This window comes from Streptomyces sp. NPDC045678, assembly GCF_056432085.1.
The window spans coordinates 171,955-185,789 of the sequence record NZ_JBWKJS010000012.1 but is presented as its reverse complement, the minus strand read 5'-3'; the positions used below and the strand labels follow the sequence as shown (position 1 = coordinate 185,789).

The 13,835-nt window shown below is 71.9% G+C and carries 10 protein-coding genes and 1 pseudogene; 6 read left to right on the top strand and 5 right to left on the bottom strand.

Going from position 1 to position 13,835, the window contains the following annotated elements:
* Nucleotides 1-7 precede the first annotated feature (7 nt).
* From AC07DO_RS35185 to AC07DO_RS35175, 3 genes and pseudogenes are all read left to right on the top strand, one after another.
* Nucleotides 8-1,132, top strand: a complete 1,125-nt coding sequence (locus AC07DO_RS35185) for an FAD-dependent oxidoreductase (RefSeq protein ID WP_479065724.1) — start codon at nucleotides 8-10, stop codon at nucleotides 1,130-1,132.
* Between the two features lie 90 nt (nucleotides 1,133-1,222).
* On the top strand, nucleotides 1,223-1,441 hold the full coding sequence (locus tag AC07DO_RS35180; RefSeq protein ID WP_479065722.1) for a hypothetical protein: 219 nt from the start codon (nucleotides 1,223-1,225) through the stop codon (nucleotides 1,439-1,441).
* Between the two features lie 306 nt (nucleotides 1,442-1,747).
* A pseudogene (locus AC07DO_RS35175) lies at nucleotides 1,748-1,906 on the top strand (winged helix-turn-helix transcriptional regulator); the annotation flags it as partial.
* Nucleotides 1,907-1,910: 4 nt separating this feature from the next.
* Here the strand turns inward: AC07DO_RS35175 and AC07DO_RS35170 are convergent.
* A complete protein-coding gene (locus tag AC07DO_RS35170; RefSeq protein ID WP_479065720.1) occupies nucleotides 1,911-2,276 on the bottom strand; it encodes a DoxX family protein in 366 nt (121 codons plus the stop codon).
* Between the two features lie 60 nt (nucleotides 2,277-2,336).
* Between AC07DO_RS35170 and AC07DO_RS35165 the strand changes: the two genes are divergently transcribed.
* Together AC07DO_RS35165 and AC07DO_RS35160 are read left to right on the top strand one after the other, a co-directional pair.
* On the top strand, nucleotides 2,337-3,329 hold the full coding sequence (locus AC07DO_RS35165; protein WP_479065718.1) for a LysR family transcriptional regulator: 993 nt from the start codon (nucleotides 2,337-2,339) through the stop codon (nucleotides 3,327-3,329).
* Nucleotides 3,330-3,442: 113 nt separating this feature from the next.
* A complete protein-coding gene (locus AC07DO_RS35160; protein ID WP_479065716.1) occupies nucleotides 3,443-4,393 on the top strand; it encodes an endo-beta-N-acetylglucosaminidase H in 951 nt (316 codons plus the stop codon).
* Between the two features lie 191 nt (nucleotides 4,394-4,584).
* Here AC07DO_RS35160 and AC07DO_RS35155 read toward each other — a convergent pair whose 3' ends face one another.
* Nucleotides 4,585-6,585: an acyl-CoA dehydrogenase family protein gene (locus AC07DO_RS35155; protein WP_479065714.1), complete on the bottom strand. Its 2,001-nt coding sequence runs from the start codon at nucleotides 6,583-6,585 to the stop codon at nucleotides 4,585-4,587.
* A 298-nt stretch (nucleotides 6,586-6,883) separates the two neighbouring features.
* Between AC07DO_RS35155 and AC07DO_RS35150 the strand changes: the two genes are divergently transcribed.
* Nucleotides 6,884-7,444 carry a hypothetical protein gene (locus tag AC07DO_RS35150; protein WP_479065712.1) on the top strand — a complete coding sequence of 187 codons (561 nt, stop codon included), beginning with the start codon at nucleotides 6,884-6,886 and terminating at the stop codon, nucleotides 7,442-7,444.
* Between the two features lie 341 nt (nucleotides 7,445-7,785).
* Here AC07DO_RS35150 and AC07DO_RS35145 read toward each other — a convergent pair whose 3' ends face one another.
* From AC07DO_RS35145 to AC07DO_RS35135, 3 genes are all read right to left on the bottom strand, one after another.
* Complete coding sequence (locus AC07DO_RS35145; RefSeq protein WP_479065710.1) at nucleotides 7,786-10,815, bottom strand: hypothetical protein; 3,030 nt, start codon at nucleotides 10,813-10,815, stop codon at nucleotides 7,786-7,788.
* A gap of 2 nt (nucleotides 10,816-10,817) precedes the next feature.
* A complete protein-coding gene (locus tag AC07DO_RS35140) occupies nucleotides 10,818-12,665 on the bottom strand; it encodes an HSP90 family protein (RefSeq protein WP_479065708.1) in 1,848 nt (615 codons plus the stop codon).
* Between the two features lie 146 nt (nucleotides 12,666-12,811).
* Nucleotides 12,812-13,801: a hypothetical protein gene (locus tag AC07DO_RS35135; protein ID WP_479065706.1), complete on the bottom strand. Its 990-nt coding sequence runs from the start codon at nucleotides 13,799-13,801 to the stop codon at nucleotides 12,812-12,814.
* Between the last annotated feature and the right edge of the window lie 34 nt (nucleotides 13,802-13,835).

The window sequence follows — 13,835 nt, the reverse complement described above, 5'->3', positions numbered from 1 at the left end:
TATCGACATGAGACGACGCATCGCAGTGGTCGGGGGCGGCCCCGGCGGCCTCACCTTCGCCCGTGTCCTGCACCGCCACGGCCATCCCGTCACTGTCCTCGAACGCGATCCCGGTCCCGACGCGCGCCCTCCGGGCGGCACGCTGGACCTGCACGACGGGCTGGGTCAGCTCGCGCTGGACAAAGCGGGGCTGATGGCGGAGTTCGAGACGCTGTCCCGCCCCGAGGGGCAGGCGATGCGCATCCTGGATACGGACGGGACCGTCCTGCGCGACTGGCGCCCCCGTCCGGACGACCTGGCCAACCCCGAGATCGACCGCGGGCAACTCCGTGACCTGCTGCTCGGCCCCCTCGACGTCCGGTGGGGCCGAAGCGTGACGCGGGTGGTGCCGGAGGCCGGGGACGGCGTACTGGTCCATTTCGCAGACGGGCGACAGGAGACGTTCGACCTGGTGATCGGCGCGGACGGTGCCTGGTCCCGGGTCCGCGCGGCGCTCTCGTCGGTGACTCCGTGCTACACCGGCGTCACCTCGGTCGAGACGTCCCTCGACGACGCCGACACCCGCCACCCCGATCTCGCCCGACTGGTCGGCGACGGATCCGTGGCTGTGTACGGCGCGAACCGCTCCCTCGTCGCCCAGCGCAACAGCGGCGGCCACATCAAGGTGTACGCCAAGTTCCGTACACCGCTGGACTGGCGCACGAACCTGGACCCGGCCGACGCGGAGGCTGTGCGATCGAGTCTGCTTGCCCTGTTCGACGGCTGGGCCCCTCCCGTCCTCGACCTCCTCCGCCACGGCGCCGCGTTCGTCCACCGCCCCTTCTACGCCCTGCCCGTGGCCCACACCTGGACCCACATTCCCGGGCTGACGCTCCTGGGCGACGCCGCCCACCTGATGCCCCCGTTGGGAGCGGGCGCGAACCTGGCGATGCTGGAAGGCGCCGAACTCGCCGAGTCCGTCGCCACCGCCACCGGCCCCGGGGAGCTGGACGACGCCGTCCGCGCTTTCGAGGAACGGATGTGGGCGCGGGCCGGCAGATGGGCGGAGATCACGACGGCCGGTCTGGAACGCCTCGTGAGCCCGGACCCCGCCGAAGCCCTCGCCCTCTTCGACCAAGTCCAGCCGTCCTGAGGGCGGCCGGCCGGGCGCTGCCCGCGGCCCGCAACCTCGTCCGGCGCTCGCCGAGTCGCGCCGTGCCGCCGGGGCCCATAGACCGGACACATGAGCAACAGCAAGAGCAACAGCAATGGCAGCCACGGCGACGGGCAGGGCACCACGATCTTCATGCCTGGGGAAATCGTCCCCGAGTCCGGGATCTACGAGTGTGAGTGCGGGCAACACCACCGGTACAGCACCGACGTGCGAGGCCACCGGTTCCCGCCCCCGCACCAGGGATGCACCGGGCCCGGGTGGAAGCTCGTCACCCGAGCGCACGACTGACCACGACGGGCCATTTCGTAGGTCACGCGATCACCGCCTCGTTCAGCGGCTCGCTGACGACCGCGTTCAAGACGACGGAAGGCGTACGTCACCGACCGGTACTCAGGACGACCTCGGCAGGCTGTACGAGGTCGTCGTGGCCGACAGCGAGGCCAAGCGCCGTCAGCGCGTGGTGGCCGACGGCCCGGACAACGTCAGTGCCGCCGTGGCGAGGCACGGCACCCGCGGCCCCCCTTCCTCAGCCGAAAGCGGCGATGTTGCGGGCGTCCCAGCTGCTGAAGGAGTGCGGGGTGCGGCCGATGACTCGCGCTGGTCCAGGACGGTCTGGTCTGGCGGAAGGCCGCGCCGACGACGCCGCCCCAAGTGGCCTACGGGCTGACCGAGTTCGGTCAGTATCTCGGTGAGCCACTGACGGACTTGTTGGACCGGATCACCCAGCGGCTGCCGTCGCGCGGCGAGGAATAGTGCCTCAAGAGACCACGGTCAGGACCAGTGAGGCGCCGGCGGTGACCAAGTAGGCAGCGGGAAACGCGACGTTGTAGAGCACCCGCGCGCGCAGATGGAAGGCGAGCGCGCCCAGATAGAGCAGGACGAGACCGCAGGCCGCGGCGACGGCGAGAGGGCGCAGTGCCGCGTCGAGGAGGCCGAGGACGAGACCCGCCGCACCGGCCAACTTGAGGGCCGCCAGGCGCGGCAGCCACGACCGGGGGACACCCACCTCGGCCGCGTTGGCAAGCACGAAGCGCGCCCCGGCGAGGTCGGCGGCGGCCATACCTGCGTTCATGGCGGCGGTGAGCAGGGCGACCACGAGGAGCGCGGACTGAATACCGGTCATGCCCTCAGGATCTGTGGCCCGCTGGAAACCGTCCAATACCTGCGTCTATAACCTGATGGCATGGACGTGGACACGCGCCTGCTCCGGTACTTCGCCGCGGTGGCGGAGGAGGGCAGCCTGACCGGGGCGGCGGAGAGGCTCTTCGTATCGCAGCCCGCGCTGACCAAGCAGATCCGGCGCCTGGAGGAGGGCCTCGGGGTACGGCTCTTCGCGCGCTCACGGTCGGGGATGGAGCTGACCGAGGCCGGCCGTGAGCTCGCCTCACGAGTGCCCGCTCTGCTGGACGGCTGGGACGAGGCGGTCAAGGCGGCCGGCAGGCCCATGCGTGTGCTGCGCCTCGGGTTCCTGGACTCGGGCGCGGTCGCTGATGTCCCCGAAGCCATCGCCGAGTTCCGCCGGGCGCGGCCGGAGTGGCGGGTGGAACTGCGGCAGTTCGACTGGTCGGACCCGAGCGCGGGCCTGGCTCGGGGCGAGGTGGACGCGGCAGTGGTGCGTTTGCCGTTTCCGGGCCAGGAGCGTTGGGTGGTGCGGGAGTTGTTCGTCGAGGAGCGTGGAGTGCTGCTTCCGGCCCGGCATCCGCTGGCGCACAGGGGAACGGTGGAGTTCCGGGAGCTGTGGGACGAGCCGTTCGTCTCGGTCGGGGCCGGGAGCGAGGCCGGGGCCGGAGTCGGGACACGAGCCGAAGTCGGAACCCGAGCAGGAGTCGGGAGCCGCACCGGGACCGGAGTCGAGGCCGGAGCGTGGAGGGAGCACTGGCTGGCGGTCGCGGAGCGGGACGGGCACCCCGTCCGGGTCGGCGCCGTCACCAGCCGCCCCGACGAATGGCTCGGAGCGGTGGCCGGCGGCTGCGTGGCGCTGGCCCCGGCGTCGGCGGCCCGTTTCTACTCCCGCCCGGACGTGGTGTTCCGCCCGGTCCGCGGAGTCGCGCCGAGCCGGGTGGGGCTGGCCCGGCCTCGGGGGCCGGGGCGCAACGCGGCGCTGGACGAGCTGCTGGCAGCCGTCGCGCGGGGAAGCCTGAGGCGTAAGGGGCGTGAGAGTGCGGAGGAGTCGTGAAGAAATCGCGCACGAAACTCCGGATTCGGTCACAGGAGAGGAAAACTCGGAGGGCTCACTCGGCGTTTCGAACAGGTCGGGCGCCGACCCGCGCGATGGGAGACCGATCAACGATGTTCACTCTGGCACGGAGCAAGGCACGGAGCAGAGTGCGGACCGCCGCACTCGCGCTCTCGGCCGTCGCCGCCCTCACCCTCGGTACGACCGCCATGACCTCCACGACCGACGCGGCAGCGTCCCCCGCCCCCGCCCCGGCGCCCAAGAAGCAGGGGCCGACCTCGGTGGCGTACGTCGAGGTGAACAACAACAGCATGCTGAACGTCGGCAAGTACCGCCTCGCCAACGGCGGCGGCAACGCCTTCGACGTCGCCGTGATCTTCGCGGCGAACATCAACTACGACACGAGCAAGAAGGCGGCGTACCTGCACTTCAACGAGAACGTGCAGCGTGTCCTCGACAACGCCGCCACGGAGATACGGCCGCTCCAGGAGAAGGGCATCAAGGTCGTCCTGTCGGTGCTCGGCAACCACCAGGGCGCCGGGTTCGCCAACTTCCCCTCCCAGCAGGCGGCTTCGACGTTCGCGAAGCAGCTCTCGGACACCGTGAGCAAGTACCGCCTCGACGGCATCGACTTCGACGACGAGTACGCCGAGTACGGCAACAACGGCACCGGGCAGCCCAACGCGAGCTCGTTCGTGCACCTGGTGACGGCGTTGCGCGCGAACATGCCGGACAAGATCATCAGCCTCTACAACATCGGACCGGCCGCGTCGCGCCTGTCCTACGGGGGCGTCAACATCTCATCCAAGTTCAACTACGCCTGGAACCCGTACTACGGCACCTGGCAGGTCCCCGGCATCTCCCTGCCCAAGTCGAAGCTGTCGCCGGCGGCCGTCGAGATCGGCGGGACCTCGCGGAGCACGGTCGCCAGTCTCGCCCGCCGTACCGTGAGCGAGGGGTACGGCGTCTATCTCACGTACAACCTCGACGGCAACGATCGCAGCGCGGACGTCTCCGCGTTCACGAAGGAGCTGTACGGCAGTGACGCCGTCTACACGCGGTAGGACTACGGCGTCCCTACGCGGTTGGGCGACGGCGCGGCGTTCCGCGACCGTGCGCCCCGTGCGTCCCGGTGGGGGCGTGCCGCGTCACCCGGTGCGCTGAATCCGCGTACGAGCCGCGCCTCCGACAACGATGTCAGGGGCGCGGCTCGGCCGTGGCCGCGAGCGAGGCGGGACCACGGGCGCGGGCGCGCTCATCCCACGAGATCGGGGGAGCGGAGCATCTCCGGCGGGATGTTCCACGCGTCGACGAGGTCACCCGCGATCGGCCTGACCTTCCGGCACAGCTCGTTCACCTCGCGATGGATCGCCTTGGAACGCTGGACCGTCAGCCGGCCGTGCTCCATGAACCAGGCGCGGTCCGCCTCGATGGTGGAGAGGGCGAAGAGGTCGCACAGCAGGGCCAGCGCGGCCTTGTTCCCCCCTGCGCCGATGCCTCCGCAGCCCCCGACGTCCCCGCCGTCGCCGTCCGGAAGCTGCCGCACCTTCTCCACGAACGCCTCGAGCACCAGCCGCTCGACATGGGCGTGGGCCACCGCGATGACGTGGTCCTGCACCTGCGAGAAGACGACGCCCGGATGCTTCTCCTGCTCCATCCCGCGCTTGAGCCGACGCGCCAGCCCGGCGAGCATGTGCTCCTCACGGAAGCGGAACATGGCGAGCTGGTACTCCGAGTCGAAGAGGCCCGCTTCCTGGTCCCACGCGTCGCCGCCGGGCAGCAGGTCACGTACGCGTTCGAGAAGCTTGTGCGCGGAGGTCTTCTCGATGACCGTGTCGACGGCGAGGCCCGTGACGTACCGGACCATGCCGAGCTGGTCCAGGTTCTCGAACTCGCCGGCGTAGTGCGTCAGCAGCCCCTTCGCCACCATCTGCAACAGCACGTGATTGTCGCCCTCGAACGTCGCGAAGACGTCGCTGTCGGCCTTCAGGGCGGCGAACCGGTTGACGGCGAGATAACCGGCGCCGCCGCACGCCTCGCGGCACTCCTGGATCGTGCGCGTGGCGTGCCAGGTGCCGAGGGCCTTGGTGCCCGCGGCCCGTGCCTCCAGTTCGCGCCGCGCGCGCTCGTCGTCGTCGATGCCCGAGAACACCTCGTGCAGCTGCGTGCGCACGACGTCCTGGGCGAAGTGCAGCGCGTACGTGCGCGCGATGAGCGGCAGCAGGCGGCGCTGGTGCATGCCGTAGTCGAGGAGCACCTGTTCCTCGCCGTCCGAGGCCGCCTCGAACTGACGGCGGCGGTTGGCGTACTTGGTGGCGATCGCCAGCGCGACCTTGCTCGCGTTGATGGCGCCGCCCGCGACGCTGACCCGCCCCTGCACGAGCGTGCCGAGCATGGTGAAGAAGCGGCGGTCCGGGTTGTCGATCGGGCTCTCGTAGACGCCCTCCGGAGTGACGTCGGCGAACCGGTTGAGCAGTGCCTCGCGGGGCACGCGCACCCCGTCGAACCAGATCCGGCCGTTGTCGACGCCGTTGAGACCCATCTTGCGACCGTCGTCCTCGATCCGGACGCCGGGGGCCACCGCGCCGTCCACGCGGACCGGCACGACGAAGGCGTGCACGCCCTTGTGCTCCCCGCCCACCTCCAGCTGGGCGAAGACGACCGCGAGTTCCGCGTGGCGGGCCGCGTTGCCGATGTAGTCCTTGCGCGCCGCGTCGCCGTCGGTGGTGATGACGAACTGCCCGCTGTCGGCGTCGTACCGGGCGACGGTGCCGAGGGCCTGGACGTTGGAGCCGTGGCCGGTCTCGGTCATCGCGAAGCAGCCCATCAGCTCCCCGGTGACCAGACGCGGCAGGTACGCCTCGTGGTGGCGCTCCGTGCCGAGCTGCAGGATCGCGCCGCCGAACAGCCCGAACTGCACACCGACCTTCACCAGCACCGAGAGATCGCCAAAGGCGAGCGTCTCGAACGCGGCGATCGACGCGCCGATGTCACCGCCCCCGCCGTACTTCTTGGGGAAGCCCATGCCGGTCTGCCCCGTTGCCGCCATCTCGACGACGACGTCACGCACACGCTCCCGGAACTCGTCGAAGCCGAGCTCTTCCGCTTCGTCCAGCACGCCCGCGTACGTCGCCAAATTCGCCCGCACCAGAGTGCGGACCTCGGAGTACTCGCCGTCCAGCAGCTCCGCGAGAGCCCGGACGTCGACGGCGGGCGGCACGTAGCCCCCCGGGGAAACGGCGCTGTCGGTGACCATGACGCCCTGCTACCCGACCGTGCGGTGATCAAATCGGCCAGTTGGTCCGTTCAGGGGGAGGGTGCTCCCGGGAGTGGCTGGAGGCGAGGCGATCAGTTCGTGCCGTGGGTGTTCCCACTGCCTACGGGGCTTGTGGGCCCGCTGAGTACAGTGATCGAACAGTCGTCGGTCGTGTTTGCGGCCGACGGGCCGTCGTAGCCACACCTCTGGAGAACCCGTGACACCGCACCAGCCCCTCGACCACGCCGCGGCCCGGGCCGCCACGACGACAGGTCGGTCGGCGGGGAGGGGCACAGCGGTGCGTGCTGTGGTCCTGCCGGTGGCGCTCCTGGCCCTGCAACTCGGCGTGGGAACCGCGGCCCACGCCCACGCCCAGACGCAGGCCGCGGAAGCCGTCGGAGCGGGACCGCGCGTGGCGAGCCCGCTCGTGATCCCCGACCGCGCGACGATCACGGAAGGCCAGGTCAAGGAGGTGGCGCAGGGCGGTGCGATCACGTACCCGAGCGTCACCAGCTGCCTCACGGTGACCGTGCGGCTGAAGGACGGTGGCCTTGTCGGGGCGCACGCCAGCCTGTTCCAAGTGCCGGGCGAACTGCGTTCGGACCGGATCCTGGCCGCGCTCAAGGACCGCGTCGGTGACCGCTCCGTGACTGCGATCGAAGTCAGAGGCGCAGTGGGTGCCTGGCACCCCAGCTACTTCGTCAAGGCGATCGAAAGCTACGGCGACACCGAGCAGCCCCCGGTCCCGACCGGCCAGGACCTGGACGGGATCGCCCGGGCGGTGTCGCAGGGACTCGACCTGCCCCGCGGCATGGTCACGGTCGACGACGTGCCGGACGGCGACCAGACCGTCACCTGACGGCGGGAGCCGGGTTGCTCGAACGCAACACGCAACACGCAACACGCAAAACGCACCAACGGCGTCGGCTGCCTGAGGGAGGACGAGGATCTGTGGGACGGCCGGTTCGTCAGTTGCCTGTACGACGACCCGAGTGAACGAGGCACGGTGTGGCTGCGTCTGACGCCCGTCTCGTTCACGGCCCGGGACCTCAGTTCTGCCGTCGGGCCGTCCTGAGTCCGGGTCCGGCAGCCCGGCAGCCGCAGGTTGCGCCCACGCATCCTCACGGCTCCGTTCCTGCCCGGGCAGAACCACGACGCCTTGCTCGCCGCCCAGGCACCGAGCCTCCGAGCCGGAGCCGCTCACTCCTCGTCGCGCAACTGTGCCGCCAAGGAGACGAGCTGCTCCTGGAGCTCCGTGTGGCCCAGGAGGGTGAGGCGGGCGATCGCCGTGTCCAGGCGGGCCAGGGCGGCCGCGGGGCGTTCCAGGTAGAGGCCTTCCACGACGGCCGAGAGACGGACACACTCCGCCCACTCCGCGGAACGGCCCTCGTCCTCGTCCTTGTTTCCGTCCGCGCCCGGCTCGCCGAGCAGGCCGGCCGCCTCGTCCAAGGAGGCCAGAGCCTCCTCGTACCGCTCGGCGTAGGTGTAGACCCGGCCGTACTCGTAGGCCAGGGCGGTCTCCAGGGGGCGGCCCTGGGGTTCGAACGCGGCCGCGCGGGCCTCCTCGGCGATGCGGCCAGCGGTGGCGAGGTGGGCGAGGGCCTGGTCCAGGCCGGCGGGGCCCTGCGCCTTGACCTGCAGGCGGGCGAGTTCGCGGAAGCTGTTGCTGAGCGGCTCGGGGCGCGCGGCCCGGGCGTGCGCCGCGAGCGCCCTGTCCGCGGCCTCCCGCGCCCGGCCGAACTCACCCGATTCGGCGAGGAGCACGGCCGTCTCCGCCGCGATCATGGCGTGGCTCCCCGGGGCGTCGTCCCAGCCGGCCGACTCGGCCGCGAGGGCGACGAACTCCGCCGTGGCCGCCTTGAGGTCCTCCCCGGCGTGCAGCGCGCGGGCCCGGGTCAGACGCAGCTGAGCGGAGAGCCGGTCGTCCAACTCCCCGGATGCGACGTCGGGTTCGGCGAGTACGGAATCGAGCAGCGCGATGCAGTCCTCGACGCGGCCCAGATCGAGGCTGAGCCGGGCGGCATTGCTGTACGTGCAGAACGCGTCGAACCGGTGGCCGCGGCGCAGGTCGAGCTCCGCGGAGCGTGTCAGATGCCGCAGTGCCTCGTCGGGGCGGCCCAGCCGCATGCACGCCTCGGCCAGGTCTCCGTGCATGCGGGAGGTGTCGCGGGCGTCGGCCGCCCAGTCGGCTGCCCGGCGGAGTCCTTCCGTCAGGTCGGAGTGGGCGGCCTCCGGGTCCTGCAGACCGAGTCGGAGCCGGCCGCGCAGGCCGAGCGTCCGCGGCACGTGCCAGGCCGGGCCGTGGGCCGTCAGCCGCTGGAGAAGGGCGTCGGCCTCGGTCAGCGCGGCGGGCAGGTCACCGGCGAGGGCGTGCGTGCTGACGCGCAGCAGCAGTGCGGCGGAGAGGTGCCCGGCGAGGTCGTGCCGGGCGGCGAACGCGCGCAGCAGCTCCACCTCGGCGAAGACCGGTGCGACGTGTTCCTCGCTCCTCGACGCCTCCAGACGCAGACCGAGAGCGGTCGCCCGCAGCCTCAGCACGCGTCCTTCCTGGTGCGGGGTGAGGCCGGGCGTCTCCTCGTGCAACCGGACGAGGGAAGCGTGGGCAGCGGTGAGCGAACTCACCCGCCCTCCGAACGCGTGGGGGACATCTCCAGCCCCAGCCCCAGCCGCGTCCCCCGAGTCCTCCGCGTGCTCCGCACCCGCGGCGATCTCGGCGGCGGCAAGCAGCACGTAGGCGCGGACGACCGCAGCGTCCCCGGGCGCGTCGGCATCGTCGTACAGCCCTGCCGCCTCCTCGTAGAGCGGCACGGCGACGGCATGGTCGTCCCTCCGGTCCGCGCGGATGGCCTCGTCCGCGAGCAGGTCCGCGCGCAGCCGTACGAGCGGGCCCACCTCGGAGTGGTCCGGGTGGACGTAGTCGTCGGCGGCGACGAGCGTGCGCAGCCGCGCCCAGCAGGCGTCCTCGTCCGGGTGGCCCCGATCGCGCAGCGCCCTTGCGTGGAGGATCAGGTCGGGCAAGGACTCGGCGGCGTGCTCCGAGGGGTGCTCGGCCGGGTGGGCGGCGGGAGCGGCCACAGGGGCGATCGGAGCGGCCGGTGCCACGTCGTCCAGGGTGCGGGGGCGCAGGGTCAGTTCCAGCGCGTCCAGGAGCGGTGCCCGGTCCAGGCGCGCCCGGCGGCGATCCGTGTGGGCAGCCGTGCCGTTGCGGGCGTCGAAGCGGGCGGCGAGGTCGTCGGCGCGGGCCCGCACCTCGGCGCGGAGGGCGGCCGCCGTCCACGCGCGGCCGGTGAACCCGGCGGCGGGTACCTCGCCGTGGCCGAGCAGCTCCACGCGGCGCAGGAGGACCTCCACGCCGGTGAGGAAGTCCAGCAGTTCCAGCGGTGAGTCCACCTCGTCGAACAGGCCGCGGTTCTCGGCGAGCAGTTCCAGGCCGCGGGCCTCGTTGCCGGTGAGCGCGCAGAACTCCAGGTGCCGGCCGACCTCCCCGGACATCGAGGGGTTGCGGCGGCAGCCCCGGTAGCCGGCGAGGTGCAGTTCGCGGGCCCGGTCGACGCGGCCGGTGCGCAGCAGGGGCAGCAGCGCGTACGACACCGAGCGGGCCGGTTCCTCCTGGCAGGACTCCTGCCCGGACAGGACGGTCTCCCAGGTCGTCAGCGCCCGCTCGTCGTCACCCGCCGCGACGTGGTGGCGGGCCCGCCGGCAGATCTCGCAGGCCTCGCAGTCACTGAGCGGGGTCCGGGTGCGGCCCGCCCACAACTCGTAGGCGAGCGCGGCGTCCTCACCCGTGTGCAAGGCGAGCTGGTACGCCTGGTCGTAGTACGGCTGAAGGCCGTGACCGGCCTTCTCGTACCGGTCGCGCATCTCCTGCTGCCACTGGCGGAGACTGGCCAGCGGTATCTCGGGCAGCGCTCGCAGGGCACCCGCCACCCACTTGAACCGCCAGAACAGCTGCGTGCGCGTGCGCTCGTCGAAGGCGTCGGGCTGTTCGTCGAAGAGGGTGAGCAGCCGGGCGAAGACGACGGGGGACTTACGGGGCTCGGAGCCGTAGGTGTACGCCTCCTGGAGTTCCATGAGCGCGTCGATGAGCGGGCCCGGCTCCGCGAACTGCTCGGCCGCCTCGACGAGTTCCTCGGCGACGACGGTGCGGGAACGGCCGTAGGGACGCCGGTCGTTCTCCTGGAGCGCCTGGTACAGCTCGTCGGTGTTCTGCGGGCGGGGTGCGGTCGGCATCGTCAGCTGTCCTTGCGGAGGGCGTGGGCGAGAAGGTCGAGGAAGGAGCGGTTGATGAGGCTCGACTCGGCGGGCCGGAGCGGACGCCGGGACAGCAGCACGGCCTGCCCGTAGAGGGCCTCGGCGCTGGTGCGGGCCAGTTCGGGCTCGTCGATGGCGACGGCGGTGCGGACCAGAGGGTTGAGCTGGTTGAGGATCAGCTGCGCGCGCGGTGCCTCCTGGCGCAGCGCGCCCAGGATGTCGCCCCACAGGCTGCCCTCCTGCTCACGGGCGAGCTGGGAGCGGGACCGCTCGTGCCGCGCCTCGCGGCTGTCGACGAGCAGCGCGGGCGCGGATGCGGGCTGGAAGGTGCGCAGCGCCACGTCGCAGTCGAAGACGGCGAGGGCGTCACGGGCTCGGGCGAGGTAGGCGGTGGCGGCCAGCTCCGTCTCGCGGTCGACGGGGTCGAGGTGGGCCGTGAGGGTCGCCGGATCGAGGTCGGCGACGTTGACCTCGGGCCGGATCTCGGGCAGTCGGTGGACCAGTTCGCGGTCGTACGTGTAGCCGCCGTTGACGACGCCGAGCCCGGCGGCGGAGGCGATCGCCGCGACCTGCCGGAACTCCTCGACGCTCGACGTCACGAGCACCGTGCGGTGGGTGCGCGCGAACTCGTCGAGGGTGGTGTGCCCGTCGGTGGTCTCGAACGGCAGCCAGGGCAGCAGCATCCGCAGGATCTCGTCGTCGTACACCGCGAGCGACTTCACGGCCAGGTGGTGGGCCCGGAGGAAGCGGCCGAGCAGCTCCGGGTCGCTCGCGGCGGCCCGCGCGATCCACGCGCGCAGCCGCTCGGCGAGGGCGTCACGGACGGCGGCGAGGGTGTCGTCCTCGTACAGTGCCTCGCGGGACGCCGTCGGCCGCAGGCTCTCCGCGTCGACGACACAACGGACGAAGAACGCCCACTCGGGCAGGATCTCCGCGGCCTGCTCGGACAGCAGCATTCCCTTGACGTGTACGCGGTGGCCGTGTCGGCGCCCGGCCGGTACCGCCTCCGGCAGCACACACGCGATCCCCTTCAGGCCCACCGCGGACAGGTCCAGCTCGATGGTGTCCAGCGGGGTGAACCCGAAGACGTCCTGGCCGTAAGCGGCGAGCGCCCGCGCCCGTGCCCCCGGCGTCGGATACGTACACGTCCAGGGGGCCGGCTCGGGGTTGACCGGCACTCCCGGATCGCCGGAGCCGTCGTCGAAGGACACCGGGTGGCGCAGCAGGGACCCGAAGTGCCGGGCCAGCGCCAGCACGTGCCCCGGCTTGGTCCACTCGCCCGCGTCGGTGCGCGGTGTGAGCGTGACGGTGGTGCCGGGCCGGGGGCGGGCCGAGGCGGGCAGGGCGCGGACGACGTAGCTGCCGTCACCGCGACCCCGCCACTCGACCGCGGGCGCGTCGGGCGTACGCGCGGAGCGGCTCAGGACGTGGATCTCGTCCGCGACCAGGAAACAGGAGAGCAGTCCGATGCCGAACTGGCCGATGAAGTCCGCGCGCTGCTCGGCCACCCGCTCGGCGCGCTTGCTGCTGCGGCCGATCGTGGCGAGGAAGGTGTGCACGTCGGCCTCGGTGAGGCCGACGCCGTCGTCCTCGACGCGGACCACCGCCCCGTCGGCGTACAGGCGGATGCCGAACGCGTCGGCGGCGGCGTCCGGTTCGAGGCTGTGGCGAGCGGTGAGCGCGTCCACCGCGTTCTGCAGGAGTTCACGCAGATAGACGCGGGGGCTGGAGTAGAGGTGGTGGGAGAGGAGGTCGACGAGGCCGCGCAGATCCACCTGGAAGGTGCGGTCGGCTCCGGCCGGGGTCGATGTGGTGTCGGGCAGTGTCATCGGGCAGTCCGGTGGTGTGAGTGACGAAGGGTGGCGGGAGGGGGGCGGGGCTGCCCGAACCGGGCGAGGGTGAGGCCGGGGGAGGAGGGCAGAGCCGAGGGGGAGGAAGGCAGAGCTGGGGGGGAGGAGGGCAAGGCCGGCAAGGCTCAGGCGGCCCGGCGGTGCAGATCGGCGAACTGCTTCTCCGGCTCCGCGAAGTACTCCCAGGGCCAACTGCTGTACGCCCCGTCGAGCGTCTGGAGGACGCGCCGGACCGTGTGCCGCTCATCGGCCAGCGACAGGGCCATGGCGAAGATGTGGAAGTCCTGCTGCCACCCCAGCCGGCGCTCGTAGGCGGGGTGGAGAATGCTGTGATCGACGGCCTTGCGCAACTCGGTCTGGATCTGCGGTGTCTGGAGGCAGTCACCGCGGTCGGACTCGACCCACTCCTCGATGTGCGCCATGGCGATCACACAGCCGAGCCGGTGCCCCTGCGGGGTGTGGGCGAGCGCGTCACGGGCGAACGCCAGGGCCTGGCCCGGCTCGCCCGCCCACCGCGGCTGCAACTGCGACAGCCATTCGAGGTGGCTCTCCAGGTCCAGCGGGTCGCGACGCAGGGCCGCGTGGAGCCGGGCCACGCTGACGTCGGCTCCCACCGACATGCCGCGGCCCGAGGTGAGGAGGCGTCGCCACGGCGTCACCCACTCCGGCCGCAACTCGGCGGCCTCCAGCAGCTGTTCCTCGGCGATGCGCAACCGGTCGTAGAAGATCTGCCACTGCTCCCGCGTGACGTGCGCGGCACGGGCCGCGGTGCGGGCTTCCCAGCCCCAGACGATGTGCCGCGCCCCGGAGATCAGGAGCGCTGTCGCCCGGTGCTCCTCGTCCTCCCGGACGGCCCGCCCGATCCACTCCTGTACGCCGTCCACGTCGGCGAGTTCACCCAGGACGGCGTGGTCCCGGCCGAGGTCGAAGGGGGCCAGCGCCGCCTTGACCGACTCCCAGTCACCCGAGCCGGCCGCCTCCACCAGCGCGAACACCCGCGTGTCCCCGAGCGCGCGCAACGTGTACGTCCCGTTCCTCCGCCTGCGCGGAACGGGAAGGGCGCAGGGATCCGCCCCGGGTCTCGCCCCACCCTTGCCGAACAACTTACCGAGCATGTCGCGCCCTCCCCTGAGCCACGTGATCGTCCGG